The sequence below is a fragment of the Nostoc sp. FACHB-190 genome (genome assembly GCF_014696905.1).
In the GTDB taxonomy this organism is placed as follows: Bacteria; Cyanobacteriota; Cyanobacteriia; order Cyanobacteriales; family Nostocaceae; genus Nostoc_B.
In genome coordinates this window covers 72,794-93,949 of record NZ_JACJQW010000024.1, presented here as the reverse complement: position 1 = coordinate 93,949, position 21,156 = coordinate 72,794, and the positions used below count along the sequence as shown (strand labels likewise).

Here is a 21,156-nt window from a genome sequence, read left to right as displayed (position 1 = left end):
ATTTCGGGGGCATTGAACCCCGCTCAATCGACGCTCCTATCCCTCCGCGCCCACAAGGGGATGCGGTTTCCCGGAGATTCCGATGAAATGAACGCGCAAAAATTTAATTTGCAACCTTTTAAATCTGACAATTTGCTACCAGATGTCCAAATCATTGGTAATATTGCCCGCAATGATCATCAACTCATGATTAGCTACAGCTTAATCGGGAATTTAACAGATATCATGATTGCGCCACCGTCAGATACGCCCACCCGCAAAGATGGACTCTGGGAAGATACCTGTTTTGAGTTTTTTGTAGGAATCAAAGACTCAGAATGCTATTGGGAATTTAACCTTTCCCCGGCTAAACACTGGAATGTGTATCGTTTTACAGGTTATCGCCAAGGAATGGAGGTGGAAACGGCTTGGACAACTCTACCATTCAATATTGACCGTCAAGCTGAGATTTTTACCCTGAATTTAGATGTAGACTTGGTTAAGATTGTGGCATCCAACCAAGACATTGACGTAGCAATCACAACTGTGGTTAAACAAAAAAATCATCAGGTGTCCTATTGGGCGTTAGCGCATAAAGGTGCTGAAGCTGATTTTCACTTACGGGATAGTTTTTTAATTCGCCTGTGAATCATACAGAACTGACGCATAAAGATTGTCTTTGGAGATTGGGTGTAGGGGCTTCGCCGTGAGCGTCAGCCGAACGGTGAAAGGGTTTTAGATATAGCAGGTGACAGGTAATAGGTGACAGTAACAGTGTCAGGACTTACGCACCAAGATTGTCTATGAAGATTGGGTGTAAGGGTGCGTGGCGTAAGGGTTTTAGATACATATACCCCTACACCCTTGATTTTTGTAAGTCCTAAAAAGGTAGTGAGGGGTCTGACCCATCAGGGGATTCACCCAGCAGGCATAATGCCACTTGCAAAAATACAATCTTAGTAATCGATTACTTTGTTCAGGGTTTTATAGGCTATATATTAAAGCGATCGCTACCACGGAACTGCGATCGCTTTTTATTTATGAGTTTAGGTGTGTAGGGGCGTGAGGGTGTAAGGGTTTAGGAGTATAAAAAGAAAAACAGAACTAGAAATTTTCTATCACCTGTAACCTATAACCTATCACCTATAGCCTTTAAAACCTATATGTTTTTATATCTTTCTAAGTTGCTACCACTGTTCTTTTATCCTTTGGGATTGGCAAGTATGAGTTTGGTAGTAGCTTTGATTACCATCAGGAAACAACCGCGCATAGCGACAGGTGCGATCGCCTTGGGGTTAGTTTTATTGCTATTTTGTAGTAATGCTTGGGTGGCTAAGGCACTGGTGCGATCGCTAGAATGGCAAAATCTACCGTCTCAGCAAATGCCAAATGCAGAAGCAATCGTTGTTTTGGGTGGTGCGACTAAATCAGCTTCTTTCCCAAGACCAGCAGTTGATTTAAGTGAATCAGGCGATCGGGTAATTTATGCAGCACAGTTATATCGGCAAAAAAAAGCGCCTTTGATTATTCTCAGTGGTGGTCGGATTGATTGGCGTGGTAGCGGTCAACCAGAATCAACAGATATGGCTAGTATTTTGATATCTCTTGGCATTCCAACACAAGCAATCATTGAGGAACCAAATTCTCTTAACACTTATCAAAATGCTGTAAATGTCAAACAAATTTTACAATCTCGGAGTATCAAACAAATATTATTAGTCACTTCAGCTATGCACATGCCGCGATCGCTTAAAATTTTCCAACGTCAAGGTATTGACGCTATCCCCGCACCAACTGACTTTCTGGTAACTCAAGGCGAACTGCAAGAACTGGTTAACACACCTAAAGCCGCCTTGCTAAATTTACTACCCGACACCGATAACTTACATCAATTTACCAGTGCTTTGAAAGAATATATTGGTAGTTTTATCTATCGCTTACGTGGTTGGCTGTAGCTATGACTTACGCAACTGGCATATTTTTTCTGTAGGGTGTGTGACGCAACGAGAAGATTTGAACGTAGTCATCAGATTTATAGCGTCACGCACCAACCACCAATTGTGACACTTACGTAAGTCCTGTTAGCATCTATAGGAATCCGGTTTGATTTCTGAATTTATTTGTGTAAGTAGGGAATAGGGAGTTGGGAGTAGGAAAGAAGCCTGATCTGAGTGTACTGATTTTTTTCCCAAATCAAATATGAGTCCTATAGCAGAATACAGAAGTCAGAATTTAGTCTCTAACATAGATTTGCGGCTTAAATGATGTAATACTCTGACTTGAAATATCCTGTAAATAAGTCGTTAATAGTAATCTTACTGATTCATCAAGCTTTTAATCTAAAATCTAAAATTGGTATGAGTCACCCAACATTGTTAGATCCAAATCGCTCTTATACATTTAGCAATTATTTTGAATTAGGGTTTGCAGTTGATGATTTAGTCACAGAATTTGGTTATACTTTTGAGCGGAAATTTCTTAATTTACCGCAGTATTCTGGGACATTAGATAGAGTCGCAGAACTAAAGCAGCGTCTTGAAGAAATTCTACCATATATAGATTTAGAAAATGAAGCTACACGCCGAGAAATCCTGATTGCACCAGTTGTAATTGAGTTAATTCACTATTCCCATGCTAAATTAAAAATTGAGTACAATATTAAAGTTAATAACCAACTGCAAGGTAACTTAGATTATTATCTACGAAACCAATCTAATGTCATTGTAATTGAAGCTAAACAAGCAGATATAAATAAAGGCTTTACCCAATTAGCCACTGAAATGATTGCCCTTGACCGATGGCTAGATTCCAATCAAACAGAAATATTAGGAGCGGTAACAACAGGTAATATTTGGCAATTTGGCATTCTATATCGAAAGCCACAAATTATCGAACAAGCAATCAATCTTTACCGAGTTACTGAAGAGTTAGAAGTAATAATTAGAATTATGCTGGCTGCACTGTTCAAAGAAAATTAGTTTTTCTCAAAATATCACCTAATCATCTCAGAACTTCTAAACTTATCATACAAACCATGCCTCAAGAATTACCTCATATTATTCCTGCTCCGCAACCGGGAGTTGCAGAAAATTTTAGTACTTACCAAACCACCCATGAATTTTATTACGAAGTTCAGCAACGCTTAGAGTTTCAGCGTTATTGTGAATGGTATAACGCTACGGCAGAAAATCACCGTCAAGAACTCAAAAAAATGCGCGGCGAACTCAACATTTTTCGGTGGTTCCTTCGCCGCTTTTGAGTAATTTAGATGATTTCTAACTCATTTTCGCGCAAGTGGGCTTTAAACTTTTTATTAAACTGAACTAATATTGGCAAGTTAGCACTAACAGGTCTACCTTGCCATTGAGTCACAATATCTACAACATCGCCTTCTGAGCCTTCAAGGTCAAAAGCTTGAGAGCGATGTTCAGGGTGATGGTAAACTACCACTGATTTTACAACACGGACGCGATCGCCAACTTTCATAAGAGAATTTACACCTAGCTTTTGCGGTTCCACAAGCATCTCCACAGCCATCCCTCATCGAACTTGCTGAGTGAAAAACCAACTGTCTAAAACAGTTATTTTTCATCTCTCATCGAGACAAACACATCAAATACAGCGTTTGCAACTTTGATACAAACAAAGCCTGACAGTGCAGGCTTGGCTCATAGTTAACCAGCGACAAATGTCTCACTGCTTTTTTCCTCATTGCACTTGTCCACGCTTACGGGTGTCTCAAAAGCACTTTTTTGAGGATTTTTCAGCTAACAGGCTATAAAAGTCCTGTTTTACCTTTTCTGTGCGCTTTAACAACAGTTCCAATTCTACATCAAATGGCTATTTCGTTCCTATATGCTGTGTTTGGCAGTTATAGGATTTAGGCACAAAGGCGAGTTGTTGACATTGATACCTAGGGACAAATTGACTGCATTGGTTGGGGTAATTTTTGACAAGCTTGCTGGAATGTCAGAGGACTGAGTAACCACCAAGCTAATAATCCTAGAGTTGTACCGCCAACTACCAGCAAGGCGAATAATATTCCCTTTGCTACAGGAGGCTTTTTCCGCCGACGAGGTTTCTTGACTGGTGTGGGAATTGGTTCAGGTATTGGTTCTGCTGTCAAGTCTAAGTCTAATAAGGCTTGGGAACTTTCTGTCAAAGTTGGTTCGGGTTCGTCTAGTTCGGGAATTTCTGTTTCAACAATCTCTACTTCCACTTGTGGCGATGATGAAGTGACTGGTACTAAGTATTCTTTAGCAAGTCGACAAAGGGTGAGAACCACTGATGTATTATCATGACCATTTTTTTGATTGGCAAGATGAATTAAATTTTCTACAGCTTCTGTCAGGGAAAGTTCACCAGATAACACAGGTATGGCAAAATCTTGCCAAGCGTGTTCCACCCAATCGTTATCACTTAAACCATCAGAACACAGTAGTAATAAACCTTCTTCATCGATGATGAATCTTTGAATTGTCACTCGCAAACAGTCTGCTTCTTTTGTACCTAATGCTTGAGTCAAAGCGGTTGCATCTAATCTCTGAAGTGCTTGTCGATACAAACTCCTCCCGTAGCGGACTTCTCGCCAAGCCACATCATCATCGACTGTGAGTAATTGACAGTAATTACGAGTTATCCAGTAAGCGCGACTATCACCAATGTTGGCTAAATAAAGTTCATGGGCATTGTCCGATCGCCATCCTGAAATTGTTACTATTGGTTGGGGTAATTGCAGTGCCATCACCAAGGTTGTCGCCATACGTTCTCTACCTTGGCGTTTTTGTTCATCGTTCCGGGAACAAATTAAATTATTCACTACCCGCAAGCTGGCTTCTAGCTGTTCTTGCAATAGTTTGGGTGCTACAGGTTCAATTTGTTCGCTGACTTCTGTTAATAAAGCACGGATTTGCAATTTTAAAGATTGTACCGCCATTTGGCTGGCTACTTCACCACCTTGATGCCCACCAATCCCATCACAAACCATTGATAAGCGCGGGATGAGGGGGTCATAGGGTTCATTGGTGTTGGGGTAGCAAGTGTCTTCGTTTTGGGTGGGTTCTGTGCCGATATCGGTTGTGCCGGCTACTTGCAGGCTGAGTGGTAGTTCGCCGGCGGCTGAAAGTAAGAGCGTATTCAGTTGACTGGTGATATTTTCTAGATTGACTGTGCGATCGCACATCTGCTCAACTATATTTTGTAATGATTCCGCTACTTGTGGCTGTGCCAATGCTATCCAAGGTTGCCAAGATTGAGCTAAATCACGTAAGCTGGGTTTTTCGCTTTGGGCTGGATAAAGTTCTACAAGACGCACACACCAGCCTTGAACGCGCAAGTTATGGGGAATCAGTAAACTTTGCTCAACGCCTTGTTCTGCTAAAGGTTGCCAAAGTTGGAGAATTTGCCATAACCAATAAACTTGTCTGACGGCGGTGGCTTGTTCCCAACCATCAGTGATGCTGGGGTATAAGTTACCTGTTGCATCTATAGGCGCATTTTCTAACAACAGAATATCTTCTGCATCTTCCTCAGCCGGAACAAAGCCATAAACTTGGGGCAGATGTAAATGCTGTTGATACAGTTTTAAATAAGGAATAATTACTTGAGGTAAATCTTGTAATGTTTCTGGTGGTAGTCCTGGTTGCGTATCTAGCCAGATTTGCGGTTGAATAACCTCATATCTTTCTGCAACTTGCGTTTCTGGGGAGATGTTAGCGCCAAAATTACCAGTCGCCCAGAGGTAACGGTGAACTAAAGGAGTTTGACAATTACTACAAATGCGTTCTCCAAGTGGGTTAATTGGGCGATCGCATGTTGGATTTAGACAATAAATTACTCGTTGAGTAGAAATTATCATAAATGATATCTTGCACCATTCTCAATAACCGTAGGCTGGATAATGCCACAACGTAAAAATTAGGATATGAGCAAATTCATCACATTGCCCACCCCTCCTTATACCATCTCCGTAGCCGTAGGGTGAGCCATACCATAACGTAGAAATGAGGATATAAGCAAATGCCCACCCTAGGTTATACCATGCTCAACAACCTTAAGGTGGGCAATATCTGAAACTTGAATAGGACTTACACATAAAACCGAAAAATCAAGGGTTTTGGCGAGGGTATAGGGGTGTATTTATCTAAAACCTATACGCCACACACCCTTACACCCAATCTTCATAGACAATCTTGGTGCGTAAGTCCTGTTGAATAAAGGATATAGGATGTCAAGGTTTTGCATAAGAACATCCTTCGGCCGATGCTCACAGCAAAGCCCTTACATCCCTCTTGAACAATCATCTTATTGGATAAAACCAGACTTAAGTGTTGATCTTTGGCTGAGTCAGCACTCCTGTATTCCGGGTTTCTCCATTATTTAAACGATTAATTGTTAACAGTGGTACTTCTTGTCGGCACGACAGGCAAAACCAATATAGTTCAGCATGACGGACATGACGCAGTAGGGAACCACCGCAACAGGGGCAAGTGTTGGCTCGCATACTCATTCCAATGTCCTCCTTAAAAAATAAGATTGATGATTAAATGCAGGTAAAAAGGTTGTAAATTATTACCGCCCTTGAGCGGTATGGATTTAACCGTTGAGGTTGATGCGATTTTTTATAATTTTTTTGTAGGCTGTTTCGTAGCCATCAACCATTTTAGTAAGACTCAATTTTTTGGTATCAACGGATAATCTGCAAGCAAAATTCCGTGATCAACTGTGACAAGCTAATTTAAATTAATTTGCCATTGAGCGTTACTCATACTGACGTAAGCTTACTTATAGTGGTGACTGTAGACGTTAAGTCATCCTTTGTAAAATTGCCGTGCTGAGGATGCACACTGGGCGTTGTAACCAAACTCGCTAAGGGTAATGCCCCAATTCCTACATGAGAATGAATGATGTCGAATTCCGCAGCTTGGCGCTGTTCTAACATTTCATACACTGCATACTCTTGGACATTAATGTCTAAACGTAAAGCCTGTGGATGAATTGCTCCTAAACAAGCCAGAGTTTGTGAATCACCAGAAGCAAACAAAGTTACTTTATGGCCACGATGCACTAATTCATCGGTCAAGCGACTCACTACCAGTTCAATTCCTCCATAATTTGGAGGTGGAACTCGTTCCCTAAAGGGGCTACCTGAGCGATTGTCATAAATTGTTTTGGTTTAGGCTGTCAGAAAGTCTTGCTATAAAGATTATTAAAATCTTTTCTTGCAGACAAAGCATTTTTACTGACTCTTTTAAGATTTCAATTAACTTAACTGACCTTTAAGAGTGCAACATTAGTTAACAGTAACGTCTCTGTCGTCCGCTAAATTTAAGACTATTTACAGGTTGTAGTCACTTAGTGTCTACACCTTTAAAATATAGCTCACCTTCCTTGATTTTCATCTACCTTGAGAATCAGAATTAGTCTGAATATTTTGTAGCGGAACTTACAAAAAACTATATTTTGTAGCCATAAATACTAAAAATCCCGGACGGGATCAATTTTCTCAGAGTCACAATCTGTTTAAAAATCGGCAGTTGCGAGGATCATTAACATAAAGATTAAATAATACTAAAATTTTGTTAACTAGGAATCTTAGGCATTAATTTCGATAAATAGCTAAATGAAAATTGTAACTTGGAATGTTAATTCAATTCGCACTCGTCTAGAACAGGTGATCTATTGGTTAAGTGAGAATCCTGTGGATGTGCTTTGTTTGCAAGAGACAAAAGTCATAGATGCCGATTTTCCGCGATCGCCTTTTGTAGAATTAGGCTACCATCTCCAAATCTCAGGACAAAAAGCTTATAACGGTGTCGCCCTCATCTCTCGTCAACCACTACAAGATGTGTCAGCAGGATTCACAGCTATTTTGCCTCACCTAGAACCAGAATGGGATGAGCAGAAACGCGTAATTACAGGTGTGATTGATGATATGCGGATTGTAAATTTATATGTACCCAATGGTTCTGCCATTGGTAGCGAGAAATATGAATATAAGTTACGCTGGTTGACTGTGTTAAGGGAGTATTTACAATTTTTGCTGAAGTCACAATCAGCCATTTGCATTTGTGGTGATTTTAATATTGCGCTGGAATCGATAGATATTCACGACAAGGTAAATGCAGATAACCATATTATGTCCTCGCCAGCCGAACGCCAAGCCTTGAGAGATATTCTGGAATTAGGCTTTGCTGATGCTTTCCGTAAGTTTACTACTGAAGGCGGACATTATAGCTGGTGGGATTATCGCACAGCCGCCTTTCGCCGCAACTTGGGTTGGCGTATTGATCATCACTATCTCACACCAGTTTTATATGAGCGTGCCAAAAGTTGCATTATTGATGTGAACCCCAGAAAATTAACCCAACCCAGCGACCATACACCAGTGGTTGTGGAACTGGAGTAAAAAAGTGACTAGTATTTTTACTGAGCTTCTGAGTTTAAATCCACCCAAGTAGAGAGGTTGTATACAACCTCTCTACAGATTTGACAGCAACTTAGTATCAGCAGTTAATTTGTACTATACAGTTTCGCCCTTGGGCTTTTGCCTGATACAGTCCTTGATCAGCAGCAGCAATTAAGGTTGCAGGGGACGATTGATGATTGGGAATGATGGTTGCGACACCGAGACTAAGGGTAATGAATTGATTGACTTCAGACTTGGGATGTGGCAATTGCAATGCACGGATATGAGTTTGAATTTCTGTGGCAACTGCGATCGCACCTTCAGCATTGGTATAAGGTAAAATAATGGCAAATTCTTCGCCGCCATAGCGAGCTACTAAATCCGCAGGGCGTTTAATGATCTGAGAAATTGCTTGGGCAACATTTCTTAAAGCATCGTCTCCCGCCAGATGTCCATGAGTATCGTTGTAGAGTTTAAAACAATCGACATCACATAAAATTAAAGATAAGTAAGCTTGTTCCCTGGCTAATCTTTGCCACTCGTTGTTAAGTGTGTCATCAAAACAGCGCCGATTTGCTACTTGAGTCAGACCATCAGAAGCCGCAAGACGCTGTAATTCTTGGTTTGCTTTTTGTAATTTATGGTAGAGTTCCGATTGGTGAATGGCGATCGCAGCTTGTTCGGCTAACTGGTTAAATAAATTAATCTCCGATTGCTGCCATTGTCTAGTACTACTACATTGATGAGCAATTAATAATCCCCATAAACGCTCTTGTTGCAGAATCGGTACAACCAAGTTTGCCCGAATTTGTAACTTCTGCAACAGTTCAACGTGACAAGATGATAGTCCTTCATTTTCTATATTTTCAATTGCTCTGGTATTGCCTTGCTGGTAGTAATCTGCGCGGGTAGACAGAAAACAAGTATCCATCACATTCCATCCCAACAAAGACATACAGCCTGGTGCTAAAGACTCAACAGCAACTAACCCACTCCAGTCTGGTTCAAAGCGATAAATTACCACTCGGTCTACAGCAAACAATTGTCGCACTTCATCGGCTGTGGTTTGCAAAATTTCGTTTAACTCTAAAGATTTGCGGATGCGCTGGGTGACAGCAGCAACAATGCGTTCAGACTCACTTTGGTGTTTTACCTGCTGCTTGATTGGTTGATCATCCACCGATACTAAACTTAAGGCGATCGCATCAAAGTGCGGAATTATCGTCACAGGTTCAGGATGAGGTTTAGCAATTAAATAGCCTTGAGCAAAAGTCGCGCCTCTTTCTCTTAACCAATTTAATTCCTCAATACACTCAATTCCTTCAGCAACGGTATAGATATTTAACTTTTGGGCAATTTCCAAAATTTTCTCGGTAATTGAAGCTTTATACAAATCTTGATGCACATCTCGAATTAACTCCATATCTAACTTGATAAAGTCTGGGCGTAGCTGATGCAACAAGTTCAAACCAGAATAACCAGAGCCAAGATCATCCAAGGCAACTGAAAACCCTGAATCTCGGTAAAATTGCAATACGGCTTTGAGGTGAGCTAAATCTTGAGGATTATCTGACTCGACAACTTCAAAAACAACCCGTTCATGGGAAATACCTGCTTGATCAATTGCGGCGACTGTACTACGGAGACAAGAAACGGGGTCATACAATGCTGTGGGTGAAAAATTGATAAAAATTTTCCCGTTGACTTGATGACGGCTAAATTCCGTGATGCTTTTGAGGCGAGCCAGTCGGTCTAATTGGGGTATCAGTCCAGCTTCTGTTGCTAATTCTAATATTGGTTCTATTGACAATAAATTACCTTGTTCATCTAAGCCACGTAACAGCGACTCATATCCATAAACTTGGGACGTATTCTGAATTGAAACAATTGGTTGAAAGTAACTCGTGAATTGTTCTTTGGCCAGCATATCTACTAGCCAGTCAGATTGATTAAACTTAATGAAGCGTTGTAATGAAACAATATCACTAAAGTCTTGCAGTTGCGGTTGAATAGCACCGCGAATAAACAAAACTTGCGTCTCTTGCAACTCTCTTGGCGCTAAAAGTTTAGCTAGTTTTCGAGCAATTTCCTGGGCTTGTCCGGGTTTACAGTCTACACTTAACCCCGGACGCTCTTGCATGAGTTCATACTTTAGCTCAGACTGCTGCAAGTAATTTGTGACTTTTGTTAAGGTATGGGAAACAGGAAACCAGAGAAAAATCCTGCCTGCTTCCTGGCTTTGGCAACGTGCAAGATGACAACAAGCACAAGTTTTGGAAGTAGGACATTTCTGGCTCATAGAAAACACAATTTTTAATGATCTGACTTCTTTTAGTTTGCCCCCAAATGTAGATTTTAAAGATAAATTGTGCTTGAAGTAAATGAAGATTTGGTAATATTTAGTCCATTTGTTTAAAGTTTCCCAAAGCAGCCTTTGTTGATATTTTATGAACAATTTAATGGCAAAGTTACTGTGAATGTGCTACCAACACCAGCTTGACTGTGAATGCTAATTTCTCCTTGATGTGCTTCTACACACTTTTTCACAATGACTAATCCCAGTCCTGTACCTGGAATGGATTTGACATTAGAGGCTCGATAAAATGATTCAAATATTCTGGCTTGATCAACTTCGGGGATGCCAATTCCTTGGTCTTGAATGCAAAAGATAGCTACTTGATGAATTAAATCGCAAGTTAAACCAAATAGGATTTTTTTACCTTTAGGAGAATATTTAATAGCGTTATTGAGTAAATTTGTGAATATGTAACGTAATAATTGTTCATCCATCCAGGCATTGGTGCGATCGCTCTGGCAGTTATAAATAATTTCTGCACCCGTAGGATGAATCATCGTAAATTCAGCTAACAATTCTCGACAAAATTCATCGAGATTTAGATGATGAGGATGACACTCCAATTTACCTGCATCTGCTTTCCCCATAAACAGCACATCTTCCATGAGTTGTTTCATGGATTGCACTGCATTACTAATTCGGTTTAAATAAGTATTTCTTTTTTCTACCGTTAAATTTTCCCCTTGCAGTTCAATCAATTCTACTGAAGATTGAATCACACTTAACGGATTCCGAAATTCATGAGAAACAGTAGAAATAAAGAGGGATTTTAGTTGGTTAACTTCTTGCTCTTTTAGCAATGCTTGTTCGAGTAATTGTGTTTGTCGCCGTTCGCTGAGATCCCAAAATACCACTACGACACCATTGATTTGCCCAGGATGTCGCATAATCGGAGAAGCACTATCTCCAATAGGAACTCTAGAGCCATCTTTTGTAATTAATGATGTAAAGTCATTTAAATAGACAACCTTTTGTTCCCTTAAAACTCTAGTCACAGGGTTTTCTACAGAAGCTTCAGTGACTTCATCAACTAGCTGCAAAATTTTAGATATGTCTTTACCCAAAGCATCTGTTTGTTTCCAACCTGTTAGCGACTCTGCTGCTGGGTTAATAAATGTCACAATTCCTTGTTCATTTGTGGCAATGACAGCATCACTCATAGAGTTTAAAAGAGTAGCTAATCTATCTCGATTTTCTCTTAAGTCCTGTTCTAATTGATGTTTTAATAAACCAATTTCAATGGCTATCCGCAAATCTTTGGGTGTAAAAGGTTTAATGATATAGCCAAATGGTTGAGTAGTTTTAGCTCGCTGTACTGTCTGATGATCACCATAAGCCGTGAGAAATATTACCGGGATATCTAACTGCTCTCGAATGTGAGATGCGGCGGTAATTCCATCCATCTCACCTTTTAAGATGACATCCATTAACACTAATTCTGGTTTACCTTCTAAGGCTTTAGCAATAGCAACTTGTCCTGAAGAAGCTGTACCGATGACTGTATATCCTAGTTGATTTAGTTGGTTAGCAATGGTTCTAGCAACTATGACTTCATCTTCAACAACTAAAATTTTCACTGGCTCCATTAGAAATATATGAATCTGGTTTGATGTTTGATATTATCTGTGCAGGTTGGAAGTAAGGCAGTAGGAAAGAGAATTTTTTTATGATTCCTATATTACTCCAAAGTGAACTGGGGAAATTGGATAGTAAACACTGTACCGTGATTACGTTCTAAAGTAATGCTACCTTCTAGCTGTTCTGTAACTAAGTCAGATACTAAAGATAGACCTAAAGAATTGCTATTTCTCCAATCTAAATCATTGGGTATCCCAACACCATTATCTTGAATAGACATTTTGATATGATGATGATTTTTTTCTAGGGTAATAGTGATAATACCTTTCTGATCCTTGGGGAAGGCATGTTTGAGGGAGTTAGAGATTAATTCGTTAAGGATTAAACCACAAGCGATCGCTTGATCAATATTGATACTAATGGGGGCAATATCAGTTTTTAATTCTATTCTCTCTAGCCCATTTTGGTAAGATATTAAAATGCTAGTTGCTAAACTTTGGATATAATCAACTACATCTAATTGTCCGATGTTGGGGGAAGTGTATAGGTTTTTGTGAATTAAGGAAATGGAATCAATGCGATTTTGGCTATCTTGAAAAACTCTAATTACTTCGGGATCTATGAGAGTCTGGGATTGGAGTTCTAATAAACTCGAAACGATTTGCAAATTATTTTTAACACGATGATGTACTTCTTTTAAGAGAATTTCTTTTTCAGCTAAAGCACTCCGCAATTCGCTTTCGGCTTTTTGCCGTTCTGCTAATTCTGTTTGGGCTTGCTGAAATATACTAGATTGTTGAATAGCGATCGCAATTGTCACTGAAAGTTGATCCAGCAAGTCTAGTTGATTGTCTTCCCATTGTCTTGTACGAGAACACTGATGTGCAACCAGCAAGCCCCAAAGTCGAGAGCTAGTATTGTCGCCACCGACTTCTAGTAAAATAGGTACAACTAAGTTAGCCTTGACTTCAAATTGCTCTAACAGTCGAATATGACAATCTGTCAGTCCGGCTGTGTAAATATTGGCGATCGCTCGTTTCCGCCCATAATAATAATCTACGCCTGCCCCACTTTGAAAACAAGTATCTTCAATTTGGACACCTAAAGATTCTCTCCACCCCGCCTCCACTGACTCGGCAACGACTTTACCACTCTTATCAGGCGCAAATTGATAAACAATCACCCGCTCTACTTGCAGTAAATGTCGTACTTCTTGCACTGTAGCATTGAGAATATCTTGCAATTTCAAAGATTGATGAATTCTTTGGACTACAGTTCGCATTAATTGTTCTCGTGCTAACTGAGTTTTTAAAGCCTGTTCTGTTTGCTTATAATTGGTGATATCTTGACAGATAGTACTCATTTGACAATTAGTCCAAGATGTTTTTAAAAGGCGACCATCTTGCACAGGAGTTGGAAAATCTGCTGCTAGGAGATGATGCTTTATTTTTTTCTCCTGGCTAACATCTTGAATATAAACTAAATGAGCATTTTTCTTTTGATATTCTATGGAGTATGTAAAGATTTCAACATCAATATATTTGCCATCACAACAACGATGTTGACATTGAAAATTAAAACTTAGCTGATTGTGATGATTCCTAATAATATCTAATAAAATCGGTTGATATTCTGCATGATACAAGTCAGTAACTTGCATTTGCAGAAATTGTTTTTTTGAATAACCATACTTACTAATCGCCGCCCCATTTACATTTAGAAATTGCCAGCTTTGGCTATCGTATATCCAAATAGGAGAAGGATTGTTAGTAAATATGAAATCATCATCCATAATTATAAAGTGATATTTAAAGCATCGGTTATTCCAACTATATGAATCATATTGAGTTTTGAGAAAAACTTTGGTCTTTGTTGGCTGGACATTTACCACTATATTTTATGTCAAGTGATATCATTAGGACTTACGTAGTAAGACGAAAAATCAAGGGTGTAAGGGTGTAGGGGTATAGGGGTGTATGTATCTAAAACTCTTACACCCCATACCCTTTTACCCCTAAACCCAATCTCCACAGACAATCTTGGTGCGTAAGTCCTAATCATATCCGACTACACACTTGTTATGGCTAGGACTTACGCAAAAAAACGAAAAAATAAGGTTTTAGAACAGGGTGCAGGAAGGTACGCTCTCCCCTGCACCTGAAGCTCCTCCGCCCCCCTGCTCACCTCAACAGATATTTGTTAACCGAACCGTATTGAGGGTGTAAGGGTGTAAGTATTTAAAACCCTTACACCCAATTTGATAATCTTTGTGGGTAAGTCCTGATGACTTACCGCAGAGTGCAGTCGATCTCGTCGTTGCACTCGCGGCGGAAATATCGTCAGTCCTGTTTTTTTATCTTGGTCTTCCTAACGTAGTAATGTAGAGAACAGCTTCATCTGTAGGAATACCCAGAACTTCATTTACTTGGTCATCAAAAAAACCACCAATACCGCTCACGCCCAAATTGAGATGGACTGCGGCTAAATTTAAGCGTTGACCCAAATGCCCAGCATCCATGTGTAAATAACGATAAACGCGATCGCCATACTGAGCAATAGCGGCTTTCAGGTCTGCGGTATGAAAGACAACCGCCGCCGCATCTCGGCCTAAATCTTGACCCAAACACAGATAATGTAATTCCCGCCGGAAGTTTTTAAACCGAATCTGGCGCAGTTCTTGGGCTTTGGGCGCGTAATAATAACAGCCAGATTCCAAGCCTTTGACTCCACTCACGGCAATAAATGTTTCAATTAAATTGAGGTCAAAGTAGTCGGGATTCCGGTCAAGATGTTGGTCGATGTAATTTTGGGGTTGGTAGGTAAAATCTAATAAAGCTTTGAGTTCATCAAAGGTTAAATCATCACCACTATAAGCACGAGTAGAACGACGCTTATGGATAGTCGCTTCTAAACTGGAGAGATTTATCCCCCAGTCAATTGGTGTGGTAGCGGTGGGAATTTTCAGACAGAAAGGGAAATTATATTTGTCTTCCAAAGACCTTTCTTGTTTCACTGCTGGTAAATTCAACTTACCAGTAATACCTGATTGAATTTGGGTGTGACGATGGAAATATTTCAGCAACTCACCATCAGGGATGGGGGGATATTTAGTTTCTGTGGCGGAAGGTAAAGCTGTGCATCCGGTAGACAAATTTTGCTGAATATCTAATAAGTCTGCCATCGCCAAAACTGCGATCGCACCTTCTTGCTGCGGATCAATATACAACAAATCATTAACCGCATCGTCAACAAAACCGCCAATCAAGTGGGGACGGTAATCAGTAATCGCACTTGCTAACTCAATATTCCCCAACAAATGCCCTGTATCCAGAAAAATTCGCCGATAAGCCCGGTCTTCATACCGCCAAGCCGAACGATAAAAAACCGCAGTCACCACAATTGCCAATTGCGTACCTTCTAACGCCGGATGCCAAAAACAAGCATCTTGCAAAGCTCGCCACACATCATTTTCCCAATACAACATCAATGAATGAGTGCGACACTGATAGTTATAAAGTCCGGCGGGGAGCATGGGTGTACCGCGAGAAACTACATACACCTCTGCGGGATATAACCCACCAGCACTAGGCGCAGAACGCAAATAAACTGCACTACCCATAGAAGGCATTCTGGCAGTTAACCCGTAACTCCGAAACAGTAAACGAGACAGTCTTTGCCACCACCCTGCATCTGCTTGAGCAGCCAAGGGTTCTAACGATTCTTGCAGGTAAGGTTTCAGATCAAAAACCGAGCCAATTTTATACTCTTTAAAAGGTACTGGCTGTTTAGCCCAGTCTAGCCTCTGATTTTTCGCGGCTAGGGTTTGAGGGTCATATTTAGTACGTTCGTGGTAGTGCTGTGCAATAGATTGGTGGATTTCTGGCATAGTACTTTCAATACCCTAGGGCTTGCTTTTTTGATCTTGGCATTCATCTGGCTCATTATTTCGTGTTACGCGGTACAATCCCATGAAAGAGTCAGGTTCTTAATTTCTAGTTTCTCCTGGTGTATGAGTGCGTCGCCAACGGAGAAAACCGTAGACACCCGCAGCTAAAATCAACAAATAAGGGGTGTAGACTATTAACCATATACCTAACTTTAATAGCCCAACAGTCAAGCTGCCTAGAGATTGAGTCGAATTGTTCCAAGTTTCTTGAATTTGTGAACCTAGCGCACGTTGGGGACTGTTACTAGATACAGCTGCTTCTAGATTTAAGGTAATGGTGGAGTAGGCGACTTGATTTTGCAAGCTTTTGAGTTGAGCGTCAATTTGCTCAATAGATTCTCGGACTCGACTGAGTTCTTGAGCAACACTCAACACATCACGCACAGAACCAGCCCTGTCCATAATTTTTTGTAAATTTACTTCGGTTTTGCGGAGATTAGTTAATCTAGCTTGGATATCCACCAAGCGATCGCCTACATCCTCGGCTGTAATATTACGACTTTCGATTGTACCTAATTTAGCTAATTCTTCTAAGGTCGGTTCTAATAAGTTTTGCGGCACTCGCAACTGTATAGATGCAGTGTGACGGAAATTTTGTTTTGTGGGCTGCATTTCATTTAACCCAATCAAATCACCTTTCTGTTTTGCAATAATCTGTGAAACTGCATTAATGCTGTTTTCGACAGAGTTCACCACAATTGTCATTGTGGCTTTTTTGATTAATTGGGGACGCGCCCTGGTGACTGGTGCTGCTTCTGCTTGGGCGACGAGATTATTAGCCGTTGGTGCAGCTTGCTCTTGGCTGGCAATTGGCGGTAATGATTTAGTAGAAAAATCTTGAGCAGCACAGCTAGTAAAAACAACCCCTCCTAGTAAAGCACCCACAAGTAAGGTTGATTTGCGTGGTAATGGTAAATCAAAAGTCATAATTCGACCTCGGAAAGATGAAATTAATTTCAGTATTACCGACGAAAGTTTTATTATTGGATTTGTTGCAATTTATGTAACCAGTATTTTGCTGAATCTGTCTATGTGAGACAAATCACAGGAGCTACCCGACAAGTAAAATACACTCGAAAATATGGTGTAAAAAAATACCTATTTTTAAAAGATGAATTTTGTAGAGTTACTTTTAGTTCTAGCGACAGTGCTGAATGTCGGCAATAGCAATATAATTACCGTTAAAAATGATACAGGACAAATTCAGACAGTAAAACTTGCTTGTATTAATTTACCGAACGCAACAAAAAAAACAGATAATCTAGCAGCAACCGAGAAACTCAACCAATTATTACCAGCAGGTAGTCCTGTAGTGATTAGAAGAGTTACAGAAGATGAAGGCGATCGCATTACAGGCGAAATCTTCGTAGATAATCAATCAGTCAATCTCCGCTTAGTTGCCGAAGGTAACGCAGTTATTGACCAAGATACTATCTACTACTGCTCAGAAACTAAAACTCAATATTTAATTGCCCAAGCCAATGCTCAAAATAAACGACTAGGAATATGGCAGAAAATTCATCCAGACACAACTAAAAAAATCCCAAGATAACTATTGATTGGGAAGAATTTAGGAGTCAGAAGTCAGAATGATTAATAAATTCAGAGTTTTACTAGAGGCAGATGCTCATAGTTTCAAACTACGAGTTATAGCAATCTTAAATGATTTATCAAAATCATTCTTCCTTGTTTCCCTTGTCTACCCTGTCTTCCTTGTCTCCCTTGTCTTTTGTGTTCACATATTAAATACCAAATGCGAACACGCCTGACTTCTGTATTCTGAGGATTACAGAGAAATTTTCATGCTTCGGAGCTTATCTGTGGTTACACAATTTACGGTAAGATCAAAAACCTGCCTATAAATAATTGTGATGCTTGCTGACAGGAGATGCTTCTATGGCCCGGATGTACTATGACGAAGATGCCAATTTAGACCTTTTGGCTGGAAAAACTATTGCTATTATCGGCTATGGTTCCCAAGGTCATGCTCATGCCCTGAACTTAAAAGATAGCGGTTTGAATGTGATTGTGGGGCTATATCCTGGCAGTAAGTCAGCACAAAAAGCTGAAGCTGCTGGCTTAACCGTGAAAAATGTTGCCGATGCAGCCAAAGCGGCTGACTTCATCATGATTTTGTTACCTGATGAAGTACAGAAAACAGTTTACAAAAACGAAATTGAACCTAATTTAGAAGCTGGAAATGTAGTAGCGTTTGCCCACGGCTTTAACATTCACTTTGGGCAGGTTGTACCACCTGCTGACGTAGATGTGGTTATGGTAGCACCCAAAGGCCCTGGTCACTTAGTGCGCCGGACTTATGAACAAGGACAAGGCGTACCTGCGTTGTTTGCGGTTTATCAAAATGCTAGTGGTCAGGCACGCGATCGCGCTATGGCTTACGCTAGAGGTATTGGCGGTACTCGTGCTGGTGTCCTCGAAACCACCTTCCGCGAAGAAACCGAAACTGATTTGTTCGGCGAACAAGCCGTATTATGTGGTGGTTTGAGTGCCTTAATCAAAGCTGGTTTTGAAACCTTAGTCGAAGCTGGTTATCAGCCCGAATTGGCTTATTTTGAATGTCTGCACGAAGTTAAATTAATTGTTGACTTAGTTGTAGAAGGCGGTTTAGCCACAATGCGCGATAGCATCTCCAACACCGCCGAATATGGTGACTACACTCGCGGCCCCAGAGTGGTTAACGAACAAACCAAAGCCGAAATGCGGAAAATTCTCCGCGAAATTCAATCAGGACAATTCGCCCGTGAATTCGTTTTAGAAAATCAATCCGGTAAACCAGGATTTACCGCTATGCGTCGTCAAGAAGCCGAACACCCCATTGAAGTAGTCGGTAAAGACCTACGGGCAATGTTTAGCTGGCTGAAAAAAGTCTAACTTCGGTTCATTCACACGTAAAACGGGTCATAGTAGAGACGCAATTAAACTGCGTCTCTGCGTCAACATAGTATTAAGACAAACCACACCAAAAGACTTTTCAGAATACTCCAATATCTCCCTTGTCTCCATTGTCTACCTCGTCCCCCTTCTCCCCTAATACCATTTCACGAAATTACTGATAGAAATCGCTTCCTCTGCAACTCTGCTTCTGGTCGCCGAGCGAAGTCGAGGCGCTACTTGCATATCCGTATCATTTTTAAAGTGAAATGGTATAACATCCCAAGTCAACCTTAATCTTCCAATAAACTCATCAACGCTTTAATTTCTGGGTCTTCTGCCTCAGATAGCTGACGGCGTAATTCTAAAATTTGATGGTTTAATGCTTCCGAAGTATAAAGCAGATTTGATGCTTGAGCAATTTTTAATTGACTTTCCTTAATTCTGATTTTTCTAAGCAGTTCATCGACAGCATAGACATCATAATCTTGAGAAATCATAGCCTTAGATTTATAAAAAATTTTTAGTAGTTTAAGTTAAACTTGGCGTTTGTATTATTGATTAGTCCGTATTGCTTGAGATTATACATGGTTGAGATGCAGATTGCTCATACGGTTGATTACATTTGATTAAGCTTGTCAATCCGATTTTACGTATATATTTTTACACCAACTTTACACAAACTTCACTCACAGAAATAGATTAACCAAGAATGTAGATTTCCTTGGTAATGCTATGATTGCACGTCATCATCAAGATGAACTGTGTGATTTACTTAAGTACATTCCTGGGAGTATTTGTAAAAAATACATGAATTTACGGAAACAGGCTTGATTTTTCTCTCAGCTATTATTTATATTTACTCTAGACGGTTAATCACTACTTAATCATCCAACTAAACTTCTTCAAGCTTAAAGCCTACTTAACTGTGTAAAGTTTATACAAACAAATCATCTCAATTCCAAATTGAACTAGGAATTGATAAATATTGCAGAGATGCTGTTTTTTATGTCTCTACAATAATTTATGTGTTCCTAATATTGTTGAACTTGCTCAAGATTCAACTAAATTTTTATTGCCTAGATTCCTGATTACAAATCATAGGTTGATAGTATGCAAGATGTTTTAGAATATATTAAACACCAAGAAAAAAAGTTTTCTGAATTACCGTTTTTTCAATTTTTAACCAATAGTAAAATAGACCCGGAACAGCGATTAGTCTGGTTTCCTTGTTTAGCTCATTTTGCTATGAGCTTTAAAGATTTAAATAATGATATTCTCAAAGACGAGTTGAGTGATCATCCACTCCAAAAAATCATTAACCAGCAGTCAGTAGAAGATGGTAGTCACTGGAAATGGTATCTCAGAGATTTAGATACCCTGGGAATTGATCAGGTAATGCGCTTCAGTGACTTTCTCAAATTTATTTGGAGTGAAAAAACTATCAAAACGCGCCGTCTATCTAATAATTTAGTAGCAATGTGTCGTTATGAAAATGACATCTTACTAAAAATAGTGATTATTGCCGCAATAGAAGCTACAGGAAGTACCGCGCAACGCGCAATGGCGCAGGTTGGTGATGAATTACAAGCTGTAAAAAATAAAAAATGTTTTTACATTAGTCAGCACCATGTAAATGTAGAAAATGAGCATTTTCAATTTGCCAATGAAAATTGTCTGCTCAATATTGAATTAAGTGCAGAACAGAAAGCTAAAGCCTTAATTCTAGTAGATTATGTTTTTGATAGCTTTACAGAATGTATGGATGGACTAATGCAATTTGCTAATCAACATAAATTTAAAGAATTGGTAGCTAAACCTAAATATGCTTTACCTAGATAAATACAAATTTATCTGCGGTTACTAGATTAATCAAGTTGCTCAATTTTGGCTTTGCAATGGCGAATTATAGCAATCCTAAATGATTTATTGGTATAGAAGATGATGAGAGCATAACTTATGACCTTGCTTAAAGTAAAATTAATTTTAGAAGAACAT

At 39.8% G+C, this 21,156-nt stretch carries 17 protein-coding genes and 1 pseudogene; 8 read left to right on the top strand and 10 right to left on the bottom strand.

Annotated features, from left to right (window positions below):
• Window positions 1-87 precede the first annotated feature (87 nt).
• The 4 genes from H6G28_RS23305 to H6G28_RS23290 all read left to right on the top strand — a co-directional run bounded on the left by H6G28_RS23305 (window position 88) and on the right by H6G28_RS23290 (window position 3,238).
• A complete protein-coding gene (locus H6G28_RS23305) occupies window positions 88-627 on the top strand; it encodes a DOMON-like domain-containing protein (RefSeq protein ID WP_190588902.1) in 540 nt (179 codons plus the stop codon).
• A gap of 515 nt (window positions 628-1,142) precedes the next feature.
• The gene (locus tag H6G28_RS23300; protein WP_190674562.1) at window positions 1,143-1,934 is read left to right on the top strand and encodes a YdcF family protein; all 792 of its coding nucleotides are present in this window, start codon (window positions 1,143-1,145) and stop codon (window positions 1,932-1,934) included.
• A 402-nt stretch (window positions 1,935-2,336) separates the two neighbouring features.
• Window positions 2,337-2,957 (top strand): hypothetical protein, encoded by a 621-nt coding sequence (locus H6G28_RS23295; protein WP_190674560.1) that lies wholly within the window; start codon window positions 2,337-2,339, stop codon window positions 2,955-2,957.
• 56 nt (window positions 2,958-3,013) lie between these two features.
• Window positions 3,014-3,238, top strand: coding sequence for a hypothetical protein (locus H6G28_RS23290; protein ID WP_190588693.1), 225 nt, complete (start codon window positions 3,014-3,016; stop codon window positions 3,236-3,238).
• 5 nt (window positions 3,239-3,243) lie between these two features.
• On the opposite strand, the gene H6G28_RS23285 is transcribed toward H6G28_RS23290, so the two are convergent.
• The 4 genes and pseudogenes from H6G28_RS23285 to H6G28_RS23270 form a co-directional block, all read right to left on the bottom strand.
• Complete coding sequence (locus H6G28_RS23285) at window positions 3,244-3,516, bottom strand: ferredoxin-thioredoxin reductase variable chain (RefSeq protein ID WP_190588692.1); 273 nt, start codon at window positions 3,514-3,516, stop codon at window positions 3,244-3,246.
• A 376-nt stretch (window positions 3,517-3,892) separates the two neighbouring features.
• Window positions 3,893-5,833: a PP2C family protein-serine/threonine phosphatase gene (locus tag H6G28_RS23280; RefSeq protein WP_190674627.1), complete on the bottom strand. Its 1,941-nt coding sequence runs from the start codon at window positions 5,831-5,833 to the stop codon at window positions 3,893-3,895.
• A gap of 468 nt (window positions 5,834-6,301) precedes the next feature.
• Window positions 6,302-6,487, bottom strand: coding sequence for a hypothetical protein (locus tag H6G28_RS23275; protein ID WP_190588691.1), 186 nt, complete (start codon window positions 6,485-6,487; stop codon window positions 6,302-6,304).
• 226 nt (window positions 6,488-6,713) lie between these two features.
• A pseudogene (locus H6G28_RS23270) lies at window positions 6,714-7,140 on the bottom strand (glycosyltransferase); the annotation flags it as partial.
• A 460-nt stretch (window positions 7,141-7,600) separates the two neighbouring features.
• Between H6G28_RS23270 and xth the strand changes: the two are divergent.
• Entirely contained in the window at window positions 7,601-8,386 is a 786-nt protein-coding gene (gene xth / locus H6G28_RS23265; protein WP_190674557.1) for an exodeoxyribonuclease III, read from the top strand.
• A 97-nt stretch (window positions 8,387-8,483) separates the two neighbouring features.
• Here the strand turns inward: xth and H6G28_RS23260 are convergent, their stop codons facing one another.
• From H6G28_RS23260 to H6G28_RS23240, 5 genes are all read right to left on the bottom strand, one after another.
• The gene (locus H6G28_RS23260) at window positions 8,484-10,685 is read right to left on the bottom strand and encodes an EAL domain-containing protein (protein WP_190674554.1); all 2,202 of its coding nucleotides are present in this window, start codon (window positions 10,683-10,685) and stop codon (window positions 8,484-8,486) included.
• Between the two features lie 146 nt (window positions 10,686-10,831).
• A complete protein-coding gene (locus H6G28_RS23255) occupies window positions 10,832-12,328 on the bottom strand; it encodes a hybrid sensor histidine kinase/response regulator (protein ID WP_190674551.1) in 1,497 nt (498 codons plus the stop codon).
• 92 nt (window positions 12,329-12,420) lie between these two features.
• Entirely contained in the window at window positions 12,421-14,112 is a 1,692-nt protein-coding gene (locus H6G28_RS23250) for a PAS domain-containing sensor histidine kinase (protein WP_190674549.1), read from the bottom strand.
• Window positions 14,113-14,673: 561 nt separating this feature from the next.
• Window positions 14,674-16,206 carry a SagB/ThcOx family dehydrogenase gene (locus H6G28_RS23245; RefSeq protein ID WP_190588682.1) on the bottom strand — a complete coding sequence of 511 codons (1,533 nt, stop codon included), beginning with the start codon at window positions 16,204-16,206 and terminating at the stop codon, window positions 14,674-14,676.
• A 99-nt stretch (window positions 16,207-16,305) separates the two neighbouring features.
• Window positions 16,306-17,193: a DUF4349 domain-containing protein gene (locus H6G28_RS23240; RefSeq protein WP_190674546.1), complete on the bottom strand. Its 888-nt coding sequence runs from the start codon at window positions 17,191-17,193 to the stop codon at window positions 16,306-16,308.
• A 184-nt stretch (window positions 17,194-17,377) separates the two neighbouring features.
• Between H6G28_RS23240 and H6G28_RS23235 the strand changes: the two genes are divergently transcribed.
• Window positions 17,378-17,818, top strand: coding sequence for a thermonuclease family protein (locus H6G28_RS23235; RefSeq protein WP_190674543.1), 441 nt, complete (start codon window positions 17,378-17,380; stop codon window positions 17,816-17,818).
• Between the two features lie 344 nt (window positions 17,819-18,162).
• Window positions 18,163-19,158 (top strand): ketol-acid reductoisomerase, encoded by a 996-nt coding sequence (ilvC, locus tag H6G28_RS23230; protein WP_190588679.1) that lies wholly within the window; start codon window positions 18,163-18,165, stop codon window positions 19,156-19,158.
• Window positions 19,159-19,451: 293 nt separating this feature from the next.
• Here the strand turns inward: ilvC and H6G28_RS23225 are convergent, their stop codons facing one another.
• Window positions 19,452-19,658, bottom strand: coding sequence for a hypothetical protein (locus H6G28_RS23225; RefSeq protein WP_190588678.1), 207 nt, complete (start codon window positions 19,656-19,658; stop codon window positions 19,452-19,454).
• Between the two features lie 613 nt (window positions 19,659-20,271).
• Between H6G28_RS23225 and H6G28_RS23220 the strand changes: the two genes are divergently transcribed.
• Complete coding sequence (locus tag H6G28_RS23220) at window positions 20,272-21,000, top strand: hypothetical protein (RefSeq protein WP_190674540.1); 729 nt, start codon at window positions 20,272-20,274, stop codon at window positions 20,998-21,000.
• Window positions 21,001-21,156 lie beyond the last annotated feature (156 nt).